This is a genomic window from Bacillus cereus group sp. BfR-BA-01382, assembly GCF_022663475.1.
GTDB lineage: Bacteria > Bacillota > Bacilli > Bacillales > Bacillaceae_G > Bacillus_A > Bacillus_A thuringiensis_S.
Genome location: NZ_JAKUFQ010000008.1, coordinates 23,384 through 42,418 on the forward strand (window position 1 = coordinate 23,384; position 19,035 = coordinate 42,418).

Here is a 19,035-nt window from a genome sequence, read left to right on the forward strand (position 1 = left end):
AAAACAAAGGATTGTTACACATATAGTTTTGGTTTTGTTGCTGTTTGTTGAACTGGTTCTTTCGGTAACTCTTTTTCTATTACAGGTTCAATCACTATTTTCTTTCGTTTTCGTTTCTTTTTTTGAGGTGTAGGAGGCGGATTTTTTACCTCAACTGGCTCTGTTACATTTTCCGTTTGATTTTCTTCCGTACTTTTTCCAGAGGTGAGGATTTTAACAATGCTTGGTAGACTACGCATAATAGGACCGTACTGTTCGACGACAGGACCTACAGATTGAACGACTTGGGATACTTTTTCGATGTTATTTATCATATTAGTTGGATTCGAAATTAAATTCGAAAAAAAACTGCCGATGCCACTGCTTGCTGCAGCTGTAGTTGCTGCCCCGCCGCGCGTTTCATTTGATTCATACATTTGAGGCGGTATCATTTGCTCAGGATGTTGCTGCATGTATGGTTGATATTGTGGATGTTGCTGAGGATATTGTTGCTGGTATTGCTGCTGATATTGCTGTTGATATTGCTGCGGCGGTGGTTGCTGATGCATCATCGGTGGGCCTTCCATTTGTCGGTAAGGCGGAACCATTTGCATAAAAGGCTCGGTTGGATCGTGTTTTTTAAAAAGCTTAGCAAGAAAACCTTTCTTTTTTTGCGCCATTGGTGGTAGTTGTGGAATGGGATATGGTGTATAAGGTTGTTGTCCTTGATTCGGATACATTTGCCTTGTAGGGGATTTCGGAAACATGTGAGAAATCCTCCTTTCTTCAGTTAGGTATATACACATACAATATGCAATAAAAGGGAAGAAGGTTAGTTTTTGAAGTGAAAACCTAAACTAAAGATGGATTTTACTTGTAGATTTCGATATAATGTAGACTTGACTGATTTGTGCGCGCAGTAGAAATTTTAGAAAGAAGGTGTAACTTATGACACAAAAAACTTTTACACAGTATGATTTTAAACCATTTTTAATAGATGCAGTTCGTGAACTACGCTTTACAGAGCCGACAGGAATTCAGCAGAAAATTTTCCCGGTCGTGAAAAAAGGTGTAAGTGTAATTGGGCAATCCCAAACAGGTTCTGGGAAAACACATGCATACTTACTTCCTACATTAAACAGAATTAATGCAAGCCGTGAAGAAGTACAACTTGTTATTACAGCACCTACTCGTGAGTTAGCACAACAAATTTACGAAGAGATTGTGAAATTAACAAAATTCTGTGCGGAAGATCAAATGATTACAGCGCGTTGTTTAATTGGTGGAACTGATAAACAACGTTCAATTGAAAAATTGAAAAAACAACCTCATATCGTAGTTGGGACACCAGGGCGTATTAAAGACTTAGTTGAAGAACAAGCATTATTTGTTCATAAAGCAAATACGATTATTGTCGATGAAGCAGACTTAATGCTTGATATGGGATTTATTCATGATGTAGATAAAATTGCAGCACGTATGCCTAAAAACTTGCAAATGCTAGTTTTCTCTGCAACAATTCCTCAAAAACTAAAACCGTTTCTGAAGAAATATATGGAGAATCCAGAGCATATTCATATCAATCCAAAACAAGTTGCAGCTGGAAACATTGAACACTATTTAGTGCCTTCTAAACATCGTAATAAAATTGATTTAGTGAATAAAATGCTACTTCAATTTAAACCTTATTTAGCAGTTGTTTTCACGAATACGAAAAAGATGGCGGATCAAGTTGCTGATGGATTAATGGAACGCGGCTTAAAAGTTGGACGAATTCACGGGGATTTATCACCACGTGATCGTAAAAAAATGATGAAACAAATTCGTGACCTTGAATTCCAATATATTGTTGCGACTGATTTAGCAGCACGTGGTATTGATATTGAAGGGATTAGCCATGTTATTAACTATGAGCTACCATCAGATTTAGATTTCTTCGTTCATCGCGTTGGAAGAACAGCACGTGCGGGGCATTCTGGTATTGCAGTGACGATTTATGATCCAGCAAACGAAGAAGCGTTAGATAGCTTAGAAAAACAACGTCATATCGAGTTTAAACATGTAGATTTACGTGGAGATGAGTGGGCGGATTTAGGTGAGCGTCGTCGTCGTAAGAGCCGTAAAAAACCAAATGACGAACTTGATGTTATGGCAACGAAAGTTATTAAAAAACCGAAAAAAGTAAAACCAAACTATAAACGTAAACTTGCAACAGAACGTGACAAAGTGAAGAGAAAATATAGCAATAAAAAAAGATAAGGGGTTTCCCTTATCTTTTTTTAATCCCGCTAATTTAAATGAAGAGTATAGTCTGTTTAAATAGTCAAATAAATTTGTGTAGTGCGTCTTTTGTGAACAAACAATTCACTACATATTTCTACAAATTATGCTATCATTATATCTATTGTATATTGAAGAGGTGATTGTATGTTAAAGATTGGATCTCATGTTTCCATGAGTGGTAAGAAAATGTTATTAGCAGCAAGTGAAGAGGCTGTTTCATATGGTGCAACGACGTTTATGATTTATACAGGTGCACCGCAAAATACACGAAGAAAACCAATTGAAGAATTGAACATAGAAGCAGGAAGAAAACATATGGAGCTGAATGGAATTGAGGAGATTATCGTCCATGCACCGTATATTATTAATGTTGGGAATACGACAAAGCCAGAAACATTCCAATTAGGTGTAGACTTCCTTCGTATGGAAATTGAAAGAACATCGGCATTAGGTGTAGCGAAACAAATTGTTCTTCACCCAGGAGCGCACGTTGGTGCTGGAGCAGATGCTGGTATTCAACAAATTATTAAAGGGCTTAATGAAGTATTAACGCCAGAACAGACGGTTAACATTGCATTAGAGACGATGGCAGGAAAAGGAACAGAATGCGGTCGTAGCTTTGAAGAAATTGCAAAGATTATTGATGGTGTAAAATATAATGAAAAGCTATCTGTATGCTTTGATACGTGCCATACGCACGATGCAGGATATGATATTGTAAATGACTTTGACGGCGTGTTAAACGAATTTGATAAGATCGTTGGTATAGATCGTTTACAAGTACTTCATATTAACGATAGTAAAAATGTACGCGGAGCAGGAAAAGACCGTCATGAAAATATTGGATTTGGTCACATTGGGTATAAAGCATTGCATCACATTGTACATCATCCACAGTTAATGCATGTACCAAAAATTCTTGAAACACCGTATGTAGGGGAAGATAAAAAAGATAAGAAACCACCATACAAATTGGAAATCGAAATGCTGAAAAACGGTAATTTTGATGAAGGGATTCTTGAAAAAATTAAAGCACAATAAGGAGGGGAAATCCCCTCCTTATTTTAGTAGTTGCTGAAATAATGTATTTACTTGTTGGGCAGTGGCAGGGGAAGTTACTCTTGCGATCTGTTTTAAGAGCTCTAGTCGCTCGTTGTTATCGTAAATATTAATATTTTTACCTTTCATAAGTAAAACGATTTGGTCAGCTTGTGCAGTCGTAATAGAAACTTCATATTCTTTGCTATATTTTAATAACTCTTTTGTAGAAATATGATTTAATTTTTTATTAACAATTTGTTTTATGAGGTTCATCTTGTTATCCTCCTTCACGCGTTCTTCTATCGAAATATATGAGCATATAGCTTGTACATATTCGTATGGAGTTTCTTTTTTCATGAGGAAAAGAAGCGTATGTTATAATATAAGGACAAAACTACAGAAAAAGAGTAAAGGGAGGACCTATGGAGCAAAAGCAACATCGAAAAGAAAGTGTTATTCATCTCATTTATCGTTTAGTTATGATTATTTTTGGAGCAGCATGCGCGGCGGTAGCGATTGAACTATTTTTAATGCCAAATAAAATTATTGATGGTGGAATTATTGGTATTTCTCTTATATTAGATTATCTTACTCCTAACATTTGGTGGTTAAGTTTTTCTACTTTAGTCGTTGTTCTCAATATCCCATTTATGTATTCGGGTTATAAGCAAATTGGAAAAACATTTATGTTATCTTCGACATTTGGTATTGTAGCGTTAGCTTTCATTGAGTCAACGTTACATGCGGTGCCACCATTTACAACAGAACCTATTTTAGCGACAGTGTTTGGTGGGCTTATTTTAGGTCTTGGTGTAGGACTTGTAATTCGTCATGGTGGGTCGTTAGATGGAACTGAAATTATGGGGATTTTATTAACGAAGAAATTACCGTTCTCTGTTGGTGAATTCGTAATGTTTGTGAACTTATTTATTTTTGCATGGGCAGCATTTGTGTTTGGTGTGGAACAAGCGATGTATTCTGTTATGACCTACTATATTGCATTTAAAACGATCGATACAGTAATTCAAGGGCTAGATGAAACGAAGGCGGTTTTAATTGTATCTGATCAATACGAGGAAGTATCAAACGCGATTTTGCATCGTCTTGGCCGTGGAACTACAAAGCTGGTAGCAAAAGGTGGTTACACGGATAAAGAAAAAGAAGTTATTTATGCAGTTGTAACGCGTCTAGAAGTGACGAAGTTAAAATCAATTGTGCATGAAATTGATGAAAATGCGTTTGTGACGATTATGAACACGCAAGAGACAAATGGTGGTAAGTTTAAATCGGCTATTCACTAAAAATTTATAGGAATATTTTTCGAAAGCAGAGAATTTTTCTCTGCTTTTTGTTATAATAGTAAGGTTTCTTGAAAAAATAGATATATTTTAGGCAGATTGGTTTACAACTATAATAAGCTGTACTATAATTCAAATAGAAATAAATCGGAATCATTCTGAATTAAAATAGGTGAGATGCTATGAATAATATATTAGAGATTGAAGGTTTAACATTCCGATACGAAGATCGGAATGTGTTAGAAAATATTAATTTGCAAGTTCCGAAGGGAGCTTTTTTAGGTTTAGTGGGACCGAATGGTTCAGGTAAATCAACTTTACTTAAGTGTTTATTAGGCGTTTTAAAGCCAAAAGAAGGAAGCATTCGCGTGTTTGGCGTTGATAGTAAGAAGTTTAAGGAATGGAACAAAGTTGGTTATGTATCCCAAAAGGCAAATAGTTTCAATTCTGGTTTTCCAGCAACTGTTTCTGAAGTTGTGTCAATGGGACTTGTTTCGAAAAAAGGGCTTTTTCGCTTTTTCACAAAAGAAGATAAGAAAAAGGTAGAAAAAGCAATTGCTGATGTAGGGATGAGTGAGTTTCAAGGTCGTAACATTGGAGAGCTTTCTGGTGGACAGCAACAGCGTGTATTTATTGCTCGTGCGCTCGTTAGTGATCCTGAATTGCTTATTTTAGACGAGCCTACTGTTGGAATTGATGTAAAAAATGTGGAAAGTTTTTACGAAATATTAGAGGATTTAAACAAAAGGTTGGGAATCACATTAATTCTTGTTACTCATGATATGGGAGCTGTTACCGAAAAAGTAACACATGTTGCATGCCTAAACCAACATCTACATTTCCATGGAAATGTAGAGAAGTTCCGAGAGTTAGAAGATGCAGAAATGTCCGTCTTATATGGACATCATGTTCATCGTTTAGAACACGAACATGAGCATCACGGGAGGATATAATGATACAAGATTTTTTACAATATGACTTTTTACGTAATTCTTTATACGCAGGTATTTTAATTGGACTTGTTGCACCGCTAATTGGTGTGTTTGTTGTTATTCGTCGTTTATCTCTTATTGCGGATGCATTAAGTCACGTGACGTTATCAGGTATTGCAGCAAGTTTATTACTTGAAAAAACCATTTTTACAGGTGGATTTTTAAACCCCTTATATATGGGGATGATTTTTTCAATTGGTGGAGCGCTACTAATCGAAAAGTTAAGAACTGTATATAAGCACTATCAAGAATTAGCAATTCCGATTATCCTTTCGGCAGGGATGGGAGTTGGAGTTATTTTCATTTCACTTGCAAATGGATTTAACACAGACTTATTTAGTTATTTATTTGGTAGTGTTAGTGCTGTAACAAGTACGGATTTAATTATTATTGGGATTGTAGCAATTGTTGTTGTTGCGACAATTATTTTATTATATAAAGAGCTGTTTCTACTATCATTTGATGAGGAATACGCAGTATCAACTGGTTTAAGAGCGAAATGGATTCACTTTATTTTCATTATATTAGTTGCTCTTGTCATTGCAGTATCAATGCGTGTAGTAGGGGTTCTTCTCGTATCATCATTAATGACGTTGCCAGTTGCAGCGAGTATTCGTATTGCTAAAGGATTTAAACAAACAATTTTCTTTTCCATTTTATTTGGTGAAATTGCAGTTATTGGTGGAATGTTTGCTTCGTATCAACTTGATTTAGCGCCAGGTGGTACAATTGTTATGATAGCAGTTCTTATTTTAATCGGTGCGATTTTATGGAAGAAGAAAAAAACTGCATAAAGTAGGGATAGGTATGAATCTAACGGAAGCTTTACGCCTAATGAAAGAAAAAGGATACAAACATACTGGAAAAAGAGAAGAGATGCTCAGATTATTTGCAGCACATAATCGTTATTTAACTGCGAAAGACGTTTTAGAGCATATGAAAGACGACTATCCAGGGCTTAGTTTTGATACGATTTATCGTAACTTAACAGTTTTTGCTGAGATTGGTGTTTTAGAACAAACGGAATTAAATGGTGAAAAACATTTTCGTTTTACTTGTTCTATTATGGAACATCATCATCATTTTATTTGTTTGGATTGTGGGGGGACGAAAGAGATTACTTCCTGCCCAATGGATTTTATGAATAAAGATTTTACTGGTTATGAAGTAACGGGTCATAAGTTTGAAATATATGGTCGTTGTCCAAAATGTGCAAAGTAAAAGCTCGTCGGTTATATAACTGACGAGCTTTTTTACGTAGAAAAGAAGGTTGCTCACAAATATTGTGGCAACCTTCTTTTTATTGTTCTTGTGTCTCTTTTTCTTTTTCTCGTTCAGCAGCCATTTCAGCAGCAATTACGTCGATTTCTTTTTTCAGTTCTTCTACCATTGTTTCTTCTGGTACTTTACGAACGACTTGCCCTTTACGGAATAATAATCCCTCTCCACGTGCACCAGCAATACCGATATCAGCTTCACGAGCTTCACCAGGGCCATTTACAGCGCAACCAAGTACTGCAACTTTAATTGGTACTTGAAGTGTAGAGATGTATTCTTCCACTTCGTTAGCGATGCTAATTAAATCGATTTCAATACGACCACAAGTTGGACAAGAGATAAGTGTCGCTGCGTTAGACGCAAGACCGAATGATTTTAATAATTCACGAGCAACTTTTACTTCTTCAACTGGATCAGCACTTAATGAAATACGTAGTGTATTTCCGATGCCTTTACTTAAGATTGCTCCAAGACCAGCGGCACTTTTTACAGTTCCAGCAAACAATGTTCCAGATTCTGTAATACCTAAATGTAATGGGTAATCAAAAGCGCGAGCAGCTTTCTCGTATGCTTCGATTGCTAAGTTAACATCAGAGGCTTTCATAGATACGATAATATCGTGGAAATCTAAGTCCTCTAAAATTTTAATATGATGTAGCGCGCTCTCAACCATACCATCTGCAGTTGGGTACCCGTACTTTTCTAAAATGTGACGCTCTAATGAACCGGCGTTTACACCAATACGGATTGGAATACCGCGCTCTTTTGCTGCATTTACAACAGCTTCTACTTTATGGCGACGACCAATATTACCTGGATTGATACGTACTTTATCAATGCCACCTTCAATTGCTTTTAAAGCAAGGCGATAATCAAAATGAATATCAGCAACAAGTGGAATGTTGATTTGTTTTTTTATATCAGCAATAGCATCTGCTGCGCGTTCATCTGGAACGGCAACGCGGACGACTTGACAGCCGGCTTCTTCTAAACGCTTGATTTCAGCAACTGTTGCTTCAACATCATGTGTTTTTGTTGTTGTCATACTTTGTATAATTAATTCATTATTACCGCCGATTGTTAAATTACCGACTTTAACTGGACGTGTTTTTGTACGATGAGTCATTTCATTCACGAATAGATCGCTCTCCTTATAAAAGAAGTTTCTTATTTAGTCCCTCATATCAATGATAGTATACGTGATATAGGGCTATAGAAACCGAAGTGCTCGGTTTCACTTTTACTATTGTATCAGCGCCTTTATGTAATTGACAAGGATTAAGTGATAGCTTATTGATATAACGGGAATTTATAAGACTTTCCAATTTGGATTTTTGTAGCAGATGTACTTTTGTTTAATAGTTTAAAGTCGTCAATGACTTTTTCTATGGAAGGAATTTTTTTCTTGTTAATTTGTTCTGTAATAGAAAGAACTGTCTCACCAGTTTTTACTTCAATTGTTTTATAAGATGTATCCGTTTCTTTTTCTGTTTTATTCTCTTTATTTTGTTGGCTGTCTGCGTTCTCTTTTTTAATCGTTTGGGCAGAGGTTGTTTTTTTATATGAACTTAACATCGGTAAAGTACCGATTTTTATATCGTAATAAAATACATAACAGAGAACAAGCACGAATAGGAATATACCTAACCTCTTCATATTCTTCACTCCTTTGCTAGGAATATATGCTTGTCCAAAAAAAAAATGCCTATTTAGGCATTTTTTTATTTTTCTTTCGGTTGGGGTACCTCTTTAATCGTTAAGTATAGAACGATTAAAACAACAGCGATATAAATGAATGTTGCCCCAGGTACGACGATTTTGAATAAATCCATAATCATGAAGAAAATGGTTGGGATTGTGTAGCTGTATGCAGTTAGTGTCCAAACTTGTTTATAGGATAGTTTACGTTGACCGCTCATAGCAGAACCGATGAACGCAAGTAAGGTCACGCCTACAAAAGTGATGAATAATTGGAATAGGTACACTAAGAATCCGATAACGAATAATAAAATTGGATAAATATTATCGAATAAAGAAATAAATTCTTGTAGATCTTTTTTCTCAAGAGATGCACCTAACAAATCGTTATAAGAATACGTTTGTGTTTGACCATTTCCCATAGAGACTACTTTATCTTTTAAAACAAATAAACCTGTTTTATTTTGATATTTTTCTAGGTCTGTTGAATTTGGATCAAATACGAAAAGTGCATTTCCTTCTTCTTTTTCAATGGGTTGATCAATATCGGCTTTTAGTTCGCCATTTTCAATCTTAAAGTCAGGTAAATCTTTATCGATGACTTGATTTACCATGCCTACACCATCTTGGATAAAACTACCGTACAAAAAAGTTCTTGGAATAGTAGTAATTAAGCAAAGTAGCATAATATACAAAATGGTTTTACCGATTTTTTGAAAACGGAATAGCGCCATATCTTTAGGCGAGTATATGCTTTTTACGAATTGGGTAAATATGGACATAGATTCACTTCCTTTATGTATGTATAAAATCATTGTAACGTAGGAATCTAGAGAATCTCAAGATATATTATATTTACATATAGTGGAGATAACTAAATTTCTTTTTATTAACTTTCTTCTTTTAAATAAGAAAAATACAATTGACACTTTTCTTTTCTATATGGTAAATTTATCTTACCTTTCTTAAAGGGCATATCCGATAGGAATTCCTTTATTTGATATGTTGTTACATACATAATTATGGACCCTTAGCTCAGCTGGTTAGAGCAGACGGCTCATAACCGTCCGGTCGTAGGTTCGAGTCCTACAGGGTCCATATCCATTTCGCATGTTTATTATGTTAGCAGGAAGCTTCCTTGTAGAAGGAAGCTTTTTTTACGGAATATATGAGCATTTTAATTGAAAAGAAGTGGGAATTTTGCTACTTTAATGATAGCAAGACAATGTGATTTATTTGTTTGCACCCTATGGCAATTAGGGTAGAATGAAGTTGTATGTCACTAAGTGGCAATACATAAACTGGGAGGAATATAACAATGGCAAAACACGAATTACCAAATTTACCTTATGCGTATGATGCTTTAGAGCCTCACTTTGACAAAGAAACAATGAACATCCATCATACAAAACATCACAATACGTATATTACAAACTTAAACGCTGCTTTAGAAGGTCATGCAGAATTAGCTGACAAAAGCGTAGAAGAATTAGTTGCAAACTTAAACGAAGTACCAGAAGCGATCCGTACAGCAGTACGTAACAATGGTGGCGGACACGCTAACCATACATTCTTCTGGACAATCTTATCTCCAAACGGCGGAGGACAACCTGTAGGTGAACTTGCAACTGCAATTGAAGCGAAATTCGGTAGCTTCGATGCATTCAAAGAAGAATTCGCAAAAGCTGGCGCAACTCGCTTCGGTTCTGGTTGGGCTTGGTTAGTAGTAAACAATGGTGAGTTAGAAGTAACAAGCACTCCAAACCAAGATTCTCCTTTAACTGAAGGTAAAACTCCAGTTATCGGTTTAGATGTTTGGGAGCACGCTTACTACTTAAACTACCAAAACCGTCGTCCAGACTACATCGGCGCATTTTGGAACGTTGTAGATTGGAACGCTGCTGAAAAACGTTACCAAGAAGCAAAATAATCGTAATAAATATAGAAAAAAGCTAGGGGAGAGCCCCTAGCTTTTTTCTATGCTTTCCTTTTACATAATTGGGCTTGTCTTTGGAAGACTAGAACATGAAGTAAAGGAGAGTTGTGTATGAAGTGGAAACATATAATTGGTGACGTTGAAGTGAATCGGGATTTAGTGTTATTGCTCCTTATAGGAGGTTTATACACGCTCGCAATTTCTTTATCGAATACGTTTGTAAATATTTATTTATGGAAGCAAACACAAAATTATGTGAATCTTGGCTTGTATAATTTGGCCAGCGTTGTATTACAGCCTCTCACATTTCTTGTAGGGGGGAAATTAGCGAAACGTATCGATCGCTCGATTTTATTACGAATAGGAGTAGGAACGCTCGCAATTTTTTTTATCGTTGTTTTAGTGGCTGGAAAAAGTGCTTCTCAGTATATTTTATTAATGGGGGCTCTTTTAGGAGTAGGATACGGTTTTTACTGGTTGGCTTTTAACTTATTGACATTTGAAATTACAGAACCAGAAACAAGAGATTTCTTTAATGGATTTCTTGGACTTCTTACATCTTTCTCTGGGATGATTGGACCAATAGCAGCAGGATACACAATTTCACGCATGGAGAAATGGAGTGGTTATACTGTTATATTCTTTCTTTCATTAGTTTTATTTGCAATTGCTGTCGTCTTAAGTTTCTTTTTATCTAAAAGAGAATGTGAAGGGCGTTATGAAATTGTGCAAGTATTGAAAGAACGAAGAGTTGATAAAAATTGGGGAAAGATTACACGAGCTCATTTTGTCCAAGGATTGAGAGAAGGAACGTTTATTTTTGTCATTTCAGTATATGTGTATTTAGCAACTAATAGTGAGTTCGCATTAGGGAAATATAGTTTAGTGAACTCTGCTGTATCCTTTGTATGTTATTACTTGGTCGCTCGCATGTTAAAGAAAGAGTGGCGAAAAAAAGCAATTTTACTTGGGGGCATTATTTTATATGCTGTCGTCTTTTTAGTTATTTTCAATGTTACATACACGAAATTACTTATTTATGCGGCATGTATTGCGGTTGCATATCCTATTTTACTTGTTCCATACGGGTCAATGACATATGACGTAATTGGTAGAGCTAAAAATGCGAGAGAATGGCGTGTGGAATATGTCGTTGTCCGGGAGTTATGGTTAAATGCCGGAAGAATCTGTTCCATTTTAAGTTTTTTATGTGCTGTACTATTCTTTCCACCTGAAAAAAGTTTACCTTACTTATTATGTATTTTAGGTGCTGGACATTTTCTTATTTATTTTGCAGTTAAAAATGTCAAATATGATGGGGAAAATGCAGATAAAACAAGTGTTGTAACGCAAGGAACTACGCAGAATCAAACTGAACCAGAAGGTTAACTTCTCGTTTGTTTTATGCTAGAATAGAAAAAGATGTAAAACAGCAGTGAGGACACCTGTATGAAGGTGTCCCTTTCACATTACATAGCTGTTGGTAGAGGGGGTTTGTATGAGCAAGAAGCAGAAGCAAAATAAGAAAAAGACCCACGTTCCTTTTCGGTTAAACGTGCTGTTTTTCTGCGTGTTTTTAATGTTCTCCGCGGTTATTGTAAGGCTCGGATATGTACAAATTGTTCGCGGTGAAGAATATAAGAATGAAGTGGAGAAGAAAGAAAACTCAACGATAAGTAATCCTGTACCGCGTGGGAAAATATTTGACCGTTATGGGCGACCTGTAGTAGATAATGCAGCCATTCGTACTATTACATTTACAAAAATGAAAGGATCAACGGCAGAGGATCGCTTAGAAACAGCGAAAAAGCTAGCAGATTTGATTGAAGTACCGACAGATAAATTAACAGATCGCGATAAAAAAGATTATTGGCTTGCTATGCATAAAGAGGAAGCTAAAGAAAAAATTACGAATAAAGATCGTCAAGAGTTTAAAGATAAAAAAATTGATGATAAAGAATTAGACGAGCGTCAGCGAAGTCGTGTAACAGAAGAAGAGATTAATCAATTATCCGCAAAAGATCTAGAAATATTAGCGATTAAAAGTAAGATGGACGGCGGATATGCAATGACACCTCAAGTTATTAAAAAGGATGCTACAGAAAAGGAATATTCGATTATTAGTGAAAACCTAGCAGCATTACCAGGTGTAGATACGAATGTTGATTGGGATCGAAAATATACGTACGATGATTTATTCCGAAGTGTACTTGGTGGGGTGTCGACATCTGATGAAGGCTTACCGAGAGAAAGACTAGATTACTATCTTGTCCGTGATTATAATCGGAATGATCGAGTAGGCAAAAGTTATCTTGAACAACAGTATGAAGATAGCCTGCACGGTACGAAAGCAGAAGTTAGAAATGTTACAGATAAAAACGGTAATATTTTAGAAACGATTAATGTATCAAAAGGGCAAAGTGGTAATGACTTGAACTTAACAATTGATATGGAATTACAAAAGCGTGTAGAAGATATTCTTGCGAATAATTTAATGAGATTTAAAGGAAGCGAACCTCTTTTAGATCGCGCATTCGTTGTAATGATGAATCCGAAAAATGGTGAAGTTTTATCCATGGCTGGGAAACAATTAGTTAATGAAGATGGTCAAACGAAAGTAAATGACTTTGCATTAGGTACCATGACAAGTTCTTATCCGATGGGGTCAACTGTAAAAGGTGCAACAGTACTTACTGGATATCAAACTGGTGCGATTCAACCAGGGGCAGTACAATTGGATGAACCAATTAAATTAAAAGGTACACCTACGAAGTCGTCTTGGAAAACGATGGGATATATTAATGACCTTACAGCTTTAAAAATGTCTTCTAACGTTTATATGTTTAAAACAGCGATGAATATCGCTGGTGTTCCATATGTGAGAGGTGGTACGTTAGATATACCTCAAAAAGCATTTGATACGATGCGTTATTATTTCGGACAGTTTGGACTGGGTGTAAAAACAGGAATTGATTTACCCAATGAATCTGCTGGTCAGATGGGTAGAAGTAGTCAACCAGGTTTCTTACTAGATTTATCAATTGGACAGTATGATACGTATACACCGCTTCAATTAGCGCAATATATTTCGACGATTGCCAATGGCGGATATCGTATGCAACCACAAGTTGTAAAAGAAATTCGTCAACCAGCAGTGAAACCAGATGAAGTTGGGAAAGTTGTTCAATCTATGGAACCGAAAGTATTAAATCGTGTTGATATGCCAGAGTCGCAAATTAAACGTGTTCAAGAAGGATTTAGACAAGTGTATAATGATTCAGGTGGTACAGCTACAAAATACTTTACAGGTGCAAAATATAAAGCGGCAGGGAAGACAGGTACCGCGCAAACTGTGTATGGCGGAGATAAAGAGATTGGTAGAAAGGCAAACGGTGAACGTGTGGAAACATATAACCTAACATTAGTAGGTTATGCGCCACTTGAAGATCCAGAAGTAGCATTCTCTGTTGTCGTTCCGTGGGTACATGATGATAAGACTGGTATTAATGGATATATTGGTCGTGAAATTATGGACGCTTACTTTGATTTGAAAAACAAAGAAGTAAATGGTGAAACTCCAAAAGATGACAAAGACAATAAAAATAAAGATCAAGATGATGAATAAAAAAATTGTAAAAAAGCACACTATCTGAAAAGATAGTGTGCTTTTTTTTATGGTTTATGCATATCGTGTAATAAATGTGGACAAGTATACAACACTGAAAAACACGCGGCCGTATAAATGATACTTGTATATGATGAGATAGGGGATAACTGTTTTATAGGGAAATCATCAGAGAAAATGAATAGCTACTACTGATTAAAATTGTATCGTATGTTGATCTTTGTGGAACTTTACAAAACTTTTACAAACAATTAAAACCGAATTAATAGTTTAGCAGTATTCTTATATCTGTAATCCTGTTATTTCCGGTTACTTCTAGGAGGAAGAACACGTGAAATGGATGCGTACACCGATTAAAATTTTCGTACTATCAATATGGTTCCTCTGTTTTGAAATGTCTACTGCATTTGCTTTAAATAATACGGGAGAAGTGAGAGTTGATGGATCCTCAACGGTTTTTCCTATTATAGAAGCAGTAGCGGAGGAATATACAAAGGTGCATCCAGACGTGAAAATTTCCATCAGTATTTCTGGAACTGGGGGAGGATTTAATCGTTTCGGTAAAGGAGAAGTAGATATAAATAATGCTTCGAGAGTAATGAAACAAGTCGAGAAAAATGAAATGAAGAAAAATTCTATTCAATTCACACCTTTTGAGGTGGCTAACGATGGTCTTACAATTGTTGTGAATTGGCACAATACATGGGTAGACGATATGTCAGTAGACGAGTTACGTCTACTGTGGAGTGAAGATGGAAGTGAGAAGCGATGGTCACAAATTCATTCAACATGGCCACGTGAACAAGTGAACTTTTATGCACCAGGCGTAGACTCTGGTACGTATGATTATTTTCAAAATGTCATCTTACAAAATCATCGCATTGTAAAAAAAGTCTCTTTGTCTGAAGACGATCAAGTTATTATGCAAGGGGTAATGAATGATAAACATGCCATTGCTTTTGTAGGATATGCTTATTATATGGCTAATCGAGATAAGGTGAAAGCAATAAAAGTAAATGGTGTATTTCCGACGAAAGAGACCATTCAATCAGGTAAATATAAGCCGTTATCTAGGCCGCTACTTACTTATGTGAATAATGCATCTATCCGAAATAAAATGAATGTAGCAAACTATGTTGAGTTTATGATTCAGCATGTTGGTAACCTCGCTGAAGAGGTCGGTTATGTAAAATTGCGAAAAGAAAAATACAATGAACAGCTGCGTATGTTAACAGAAATAAAAAGGTAATGTCAGGGTGGAAAGGGGTTTTCATCTTTGGCTCATAATGACAAAAATCAAATTACATTTTCTGTACAACATTTGATTGAAAGAAATAAAAAGCAAAGAAAAAAAACGCAGCGAATCAATCGAATAGTACCTTTATTACTAAAAATAATTGCTAGCGTTTCTATTGTGACGACACTTGGAATTGTTTTTACGCTCTCTAATGAAACAATCATGTTTTTTCAAAAAATATCACTATACTCCTTTTTGACGGAGAAAGAATGGTTACCATTTTTTGAAGATCCTAAATTTGGTATAGTACCACTTATATGTGGAACGTTCCTTGTAACAGCGCTTGCTATGTTTGTGGCAATTCCTATCGGTTTAGCGTGTGCTGTATTTTTAAGCGAATATGCTTCAAATAGTGCACGGAAAATATTAAAGCCGATGTTAGAGCTATTAGCAGGTATCCCGACAATTGTATACGGTTTTTTTGCATTAACAATTGTTACACCGCTTTTACAAAGGATTATACCAGATTTACAGTTTTTTAATGCGATTAGTCCAGGAATCGTTATCGGATTTATGATGATGCCTACAGTTGCATCTCTATCTGAAGACGCGATGAGATCTGTGGCGAAAGGGACGAAAGAAGCTTCATTAGCACTCGGAGCGACGCGGTTTGAAATGGTAAAACAAGTGGTGTTTCCGTCCGCTTTTACAGGGATTATGGCAGCAATTATATTAGCGGCTTCTCGTGCAATTGGTGAAACGATGATCGTTGTAATTGCAGCAGGATCCACACCAAATGTATCGCTTGATCCGACACATTCTATTCAAACGTTAACAGCCTATATTGTGCAAGTAAGTTTAGGTGATGCTCCGCATGGAACGGTTACGTATTACAGCATGTATGCTGTAGGTGCAACTTTATTTATGTTTACTTTTATTATGAACATCATTTCGCAGTCTATTATGCGCCGTTTTAGGAGGATGACATAATATGCGAATGTTGAATCATAATAAAATACAAAAAAACATGGCATCACGCTTTTTAAAAGATCGAATTTACAAATTGTTATTTTATATAGCAATTTTATTTTCAATCGTAATTTTGTCTGTGTTACTGTTTCAAATTGTTGAAAAAGGCATAAGTTATCTTTCAATAGATTTCTTTACAAATTTCGCTTCACGTAATCCGAAAGAAGCTGGTATTGCTGCAGCTTTGTCAGGGACAATATTATTTATGAGTATTGTTATACCTGTTTCTTTTATATTTGGAGTTGGAACAGCTCTTTATTTAGAGCAATATGCGAAGGAATCTCTATTTAAAAAAATAGTAGAGATTAATAATCAAACGTTAGCAGGAGTACCATCCGTTGTATTTGGATTGCTTGGTTTAACTATTTTTGTATATGCTCTTCATTTAGGAGAGAGTATAGTTGCAGCAGCACTGACGATGAGTTTACTCGTCTTACCAACAGTTGTTGTGGCGAGTCAAGAAGCAATCCGATCAGTACCAAGTGTATTATTAGAGGGTTCTTACGGATTAGGTGCTACGAAGTGGCAAACGATGTATCAAATTGTATTGCCATATGCTTTCCCGGGGATTATAACGGGCTGTACGTTAGCGATATCAAGAGCAATTGGAGAAGCAGCACCACTATTAGTGATCGGGGCACTTGCGTTTGCGAATTATGTTCCATTTAGTATGTTTGATAGATTTACAGTTTTACCAATTCAAATTTTTAATTGGATGAGTAGGCCACAAGAAGAATTTCAGTATGTAGCAGCAGCTGGGATGATTGTTTTGTTAGGTTTGTTGCTATTTATCAATATATTTGTTTTATGGTTACGAAATCGAAAATAAGTTGGAAGTGGATGAAAGGGGAATTCAAATGGTAGCAACAGTAGTAAATGTACAGGTGAAAAACGAAGAGAAAATCGAGACTGCGCCAAAGAAAGTAGTATTTGATACGAAAAACTTAAATTTATGGTACGGGGAAGACCATGCTTTAAAAGATATTAATTTAAGTATTCATGAGAATGAAGTTACAGCCATTATCGGTCCAAGTGGCTGTGGTAAATCAACGTACTTAAAAACGTTAAATCGCATGGTAGAGTTAGTACCGATCGTTCGAACTACAGGTGTAATTGAATATAGAGAACGCAATATATTTGATAAATCATATCCAGTTGAAGAATTAAGAACACATGTAGGAATGGTGTTCCAAAAGCCAAATCCATTTCCAAAATCTATTTATGAGAATGTAGCATACGGTCCAAAAATCCATGGTATTCGTGACAAAAAGACATTAGATGAAATTGTTGAAAAAAGTTTACGTGGAGCAGCGATTTGGGATGAATTAAAAGATCGTTTGCACGATAATGCATACGGTTTATCTGGTGGACAGCAACAGCGTCTATGCATCGCACGCTGCTTAGCTATTGAGCCAGACGTTATTTTAATGGATGAGCCAACATCGGCATTAGATCCAATTTCAACATTAAAAGTAGAAGAATTAATTCAAGAGTTAAAGAAAGACTTTAGTATTGTTATCGTAACGCATAATATGCAACAAGCAGCGCGTATTTCAGACAAAACTGCTTTCTTCTTAAGCGGGGAAGTTGTGGAGTATACAGATACAAACAAATTATTTACGACTCCTTCAGATAAGCGTACAGAAGATTATATTACAGGTCGCTTTGGCTGATATCGTCGCAAAGCTAAGAGAAAATGCCCTCTTAACAGAGGGCATTTCTTATTTTTATCTCACTTTAATAGGGAAGTAATACTTCCTTTATTTTAAGTTTTATTACAAGTGTAAGAGGCTATGTAGGAGATTTATCCCGCTATTTGCGGGCAGTAAGACCGGATTTCAAAATTCCACAAAAGCAAAGAAGTTAGATGGCGGGCCGCCTGTAAAAGCCCGATTGATGAGGGTTGATTAAAGTTTCACTTTATATATAATGGCACATAATATTGAGGGGGAAGAAAAAATGGTAAGAGAACAGTTTCAAGGTGATTTAAAAGTGTTACAGCAAAAGGTAATCGAGCTTGGAGAATTAGCAAATGCGGCTTTATTGATTGCTATGGAAGGTCTGCATACAAGGGATGTAGAGAAAGCGTTAGAGGTCATTGATGGTGATTACCGCATGGATAATTTAGAAGAGGAAATAAACGATCTTGCACTTATGCTTATTACGAAGCAGCAACCTGTAGCAAGTGACTTAAGAAGGATCTTTATTTCAATTAAAACAGCGACAGATTTAGAGCGTATTGCAGATCATGCTGTTAATATTGCAAAGGCTACAATTCGTCTTGGGGAAAAAGAAGTGGCTGTTAGTTTGCACAACCTGGATGAAATGTTTGCGATTGCAAATGAGATGTTGCATTTAGCGTTAGAAGCATATGAACAAGAAAATTTAACTTTTGCGAAACAAATCGCTGAAATGGATGATTCTGTTGATGAAATATATGGAAAATCAATTCGTGAGTTTATATCTTCAGTTCCGGAACAACCAGAAGCAATTACGCAAATTACACAATTATCATTTGTGGCGAGATATATTGAGCGTGTAGCAGATCATATTACAAATATTGCTGAAAATGTCTTTTATTTAGTAAAAGGAAAGCATTATTTATTGAATGAGTAGGAATTAAAGCGGGTGATGAGAAA

19 protein-coding genes and 1 tRNA gene are annotated in these 19,035 nt (G+C 35.9%); 15 read left to right on the forward strand and 5 right to left on the reverse strand.

Translation table 11 applies throughout. From position 1 onward, the window contains the following. Window positions 1-14 precede the first annotated feature (14 nt). A complete protein-coding gene (locus tag MR160_RS05550; protein WP_242297098.1) occupies window positions 15-746 on the reverse strand; it encodes a YqfQ family protein in 732 nt (243 codons plus the stop codon). Window positions 747-927: 181 nt separating this feature from the next. Here MR160_RS05550 and MR160_RS05555 point away from each other — a divergent pair, with 181 nt between their 5' ends. Then, entirely contained in the window at window positions 928-2,238 is a 1,311-nt protein-coding gene (locus tag MR160_RS05555) for a DEAD/DEAH box helicase (protein WP_000192443.1), read from the forward strand. A gap of 168 nt (window positions 2,239-2,406) precedes the next feature. Further along, window positions 2,407-3,303, forward strand: a complete 897-nt coding sequence (locus MR160_RS05560; protein ID WP_000912458.1) for a deoxyribonuclease IV — start codon at window positions 2,407-2,409, stop codon at window positions 3,301-3,303. A gap of 18 nt (window positions 3,304-3,321) precedes the next feature. On the opposite strand, the gene MR160_RS05565 is transcribed toward MR160_RS05560, so the two are convergent. After that, a complete protein-coding gene (locus tag MR160_RS05565; RefSeq protein WP_001048959.1) occupies window positions 3,322-3,576 on the reverse strand; it encodes a DUF2624 domain-containing protein in 255 nt (84 codons plus the stop codon). 149 nt (window positions 3,577-3,725) lie between these two features. Here MR160_RS05565 and MR160_RS05570 point away from each other — a divergent pair, with 149 nt between their 5' ends. From MR160_RS05570 to MR160_RS05585, 4 genes are all read left to right on the forward strand, one after another. Then, entirely contained in the window at window positions 3,726-4,604 is an 879-nt protein-coding gene (locus MR160_RS05570; RefSeq protein ID WP_000435962.1) for a YitT family protein, read from the forward strand. Between the two features lie 179 nt (window positions 4,605-4,783). Further along, complete coding sequence (locus tag MR160_RS05575; RefSeq protein WP_001059662.1) at window positions 4,784-5,554, forward strand: metal ABC transporter ATP-binding protein; 771 nt, start codon at window positions 4,784-4,786, stop codon at window positions 5,552-5,554. Then, complete coding sequence (locus tag MR160_RS05580; RefSeq protein WP_000613815.1) at window positions 5,554-6,387, forward strand: metal ABC transporter permease; 834 nt, start codon at window positions 5,554-5,556, stop codon at window positions 6,385-6,387. The genes MR160_RS05575 and MR160_RS05580 overlap by 1 nt, the downstream gene beginning before the upstream one ends. A gap of 13 nt (window positions 6,388-6,400) precedes the next feature. Further along, window positions 6,401-6,814 (forward strand): Fur family transcriptional regulator, encoded by a 414-nt coding sequence (locus MR160_RS05585; protein ID WP_001054516.1) that lies wholly within the window; start codon window positions 6,401-6,403, stop codon window positions 6,812-6,814. Between the two features lie 79 nt (window positions 6,815-6,893). Here the strand turns inward: MR160_RS05585 and ispG are convergent, their stop codons facing one another. The 3 genes from ispG to yqgB form a co-directional block, all read right to left on the reverse strand. Further along, window positions 6,894-7,997, reverse strand: a complete 1,104-nt coding sequence (ispG, locus tag MR160_RS05590) for a flavodoxin-dependent (E)-4-hydroxy-3-methylbut-2-enyl-diphosphate synthase (RefSeq protein WP_153578351.1) — start codon at window positions 7,995-7,997, stop codon at window positions 6,894-6,896. 164 nt (window positions 7,998-8,161) lie between these two features. Further along, window positions 8,162-8,527, reverse strand: coding sequence for a protein YqfZ (gene yqfZ / locus MR160_RS05595; RefSeq protein WP_242297099.1), 366 nt, complete (start codon window positions 8,525-8,527; stop codon window positions 8,162-8,164). A gap of 65 nt (window positions 8,528-8,592) precedes the next feature. After that, window positions 8,593-9,351: a protein YqgB gene (yqgB, locus tag MR160_RS05600; RefSeq protein ID WP_000021895.1), complete on the reverse strand. Its 759-nt coding sequence runs from the start codon at window positions 9,349-9,351 to the stop codon at window positions 8,593-8,595. Between the two features lie 242 nt (window positions 9,352-9,593). Between yqgB and MR160_RS05605 the strand changes: the two genes are divergently transcribed. From MR160_RS05605 to phoU, 9 genes are all read left to right on the forward strand, one after another. Then, window positions 9,594-9,667 (forward strand) — tRNA-Ile (locus tag MR160_RS05605). A 220-nt stretch (window positions 9,668-9,887) separates the two neighbouring features. Then, window positions 9,888-10,499: a superoxide dismutase [Mn] gene (gene sodA / locus MR160_RS05610; RefSeq protein WP_001052031.1), complete on the forward strand. Its 612-nt coding sequence runs from the start codon at window positions 9,888-9,890 to the stop codon at window positions 10,497-10,499. A gap of 117 nt (window positions 10,500-10,616) precedes the next feature. After that, complete coding sequence (locus tag MR160_RS05615) at window positions 10,617-11,894, forward strand: MFS transporter (RefSeq protein WP_000871390.1); 1,278 nt, start codon at window positions 10,617-10,619, stop codon at window positions 11,892-11,894. Between the two features lie 109 nt (window positions 11,895-12,003). Next, complete coding sequence (locus tag MR160_RS05620) at window positions 12,004-14,130, forward strand: peptidoglycan D,D-transpeptidase FtsI family protein (RefSeq protein WP_000038981.1); 2,127 nt, start codon at window positions 12,004-12,006, stop codon at window positions 14,128-14,130. Between the two features lie 331 nt (window positions 14,131-14,461). After that, on the forward strand, window positions 14,462-15,379 hold the full coding sequence (locus MR160_RS05625) for a PstS family phosphate ABC transporter substrate-binding protein (RefSeq protein WP_000871825.1): 918 nt from the start codon (window positions 14,462-14,464) through the stop codon (window positions 15,377-15,379). Between the two features lie 27 nt (window positions 15,380-15,406). After that, window positions 15,407-16,357 (forward strand): phosphate ABC transporter permease subunit PstC, encoded by a 951-nt coding sequence (gene pstC / locus MR160_RS05630; protein WP_000940890.1) that lies wholly within the window; start codon window positions 15,407-15,409, stop codon window positions 16,355-16,357. 1 nt (window position 16,358) lies between these two features. Then, the gene (pstA, locus tag MR160_RS05635; RefSeq protein WP_001242568.1) at window positions 16,359-17,225 is read left to right on the forward strand and encodes a phosphate ABC transporter permease PstA; all 867 of its coding nucleotides are present in this window, start codon (window positions 16,359-16,361) and stop codon (window positions 17,223-17,225) included. A gap of 28 nt (window positions 17,226-17,253) precedes the next feature. Further along, window positions 17,254-18,069 (forward strand): phosphate ABC transporter ATP-binding protein, encoded by an 816-nt coding sequence (pstB, locus tag MR160_RS05640; RefSeq protein WP_000226681.1) that lies wholly within the window; start codon window positions 17,254-17,256, stop codon window positions 18,067-18,069. 286 nt (window positions 18,070-18,355) lie between these two features. After that, a complete protein-coding gene (gene phoU, locus MR160_RS05645; protein WP_000251245.1) occupies window positions 18,356-19,012 on the forward strand; it encodes a phosphate signaling complex protein PhoU in 657 nt (218 codons plus the stop codon). Window positions 19,013-19,035 lie beyond the last annotated feature (23 nt).

Coding starts and splice junctions, on each gene's coding strand:
- pstA (WP_001242568.1), top strand. CDS start 16,359: ATGCGAATGTTGAATCATAATAAAATACAAAAAAACATGGCATCACGC.
- yqgB (WP_000021895.1), bottom strand. CDS start 9,351: ATGTCCATATTTACCCAATTCGTAAAAAGCATATACTCGCCTAAAGAT.
- ispG (WP_153578351.1), bottom strand. CDS start 7,997: ATGACTCATCGTACAAAAACACGTCCAGTTAAAGTCGGTAATTTAACA.
- MR160_RS05585 (WP_001054516.1), top strand. CDS start 6,401: ATGAATCTAACGGAAGCTTTACGCCTAATGAAAGAAAAAGGATACAAA.
- sodA (WP_001052031.1), top strand. CDS start 9,888: ATGGCAAAACACGAATTACCAAATTTACCTTATGCGTATGATGCTTTA.
- pstB (WP_000226681.1), top strand. CDS start 17,254: ATGGTAGCAACAGTAGTAAATGTACAGGTGAAAAACGAAGAGAAAATC.
- MR160_RS05575 (WP_001059662.1), top strand. CDS start 4,784: ATGAATAATATATTAGAGATTGAAGGTTTAACATTCCGATACGAAGAT.
- MR160_RS05555 (WP_000192443.1), top strand. CDS start 928: ATGACACAAAAAACTTTTACACAGTATGATTTTAAACCATTTTTAATA.
- MR160_RS05615 (WP_000871390.1), top strand. CDS start 10,617: ATGAAGTGGAAACATATAATTGGTGACGTTGAAGTGAATCGGGATTTA.
- phoU (WP_000251245.1), top strand. CDS start 18,356: ATGGTAAGAGAACAGTTTCAAGGTGATTTAAAAGTGTTACAGCAAAAG.
- MR160_RS05570 (WP_000435962.1), top strand. CDS start 3,726: ATGGAGCAAAAGCAACATCGAAAAGAAAGTGTTATTCATCTCATTTAT.
- yqfZ (WP_242297099.1), bottom strand. CDS start 8,527: ATGAAGAGGTTAGGTATATTCCTATTCGTGCTTGTTCTCTGTTATGTA.
- MR160_RS05565 (WP_001048959.1), bottom strand. CDS start 3,576: ATGAACCTCATAAAACAAATTGTTAATAAAAAATTAAATCATATTTCT.
- MR160_RS05580 (WP_000613815.1), top strand. CDS start 5,554: ATGATACAAGATTTTTTACAATATGACTTTTTACGTAATTCTTTATAC.
- MR160_RS05620 (WP_000038981.1), top strand. CDS start 12,004: ATGAGCAAGAAGCAGAAGCAAAATAAGAAAAAGACCCACGTTCCTTTT.
- MR160_RS05560 (WP_000912458.1), top strand. CDS start 2,407: ATGTTAAAGATTGGATCTCATGTTTCCATGAGTGGTAAGAAAATGTTA.
- MR160_RS05550 (WP_242297098.1), bottom strand. CDS start 746: ATGTTTCCGAAATCCCCTACAAGGCAAATGTATCCGAATCAAGGACAA.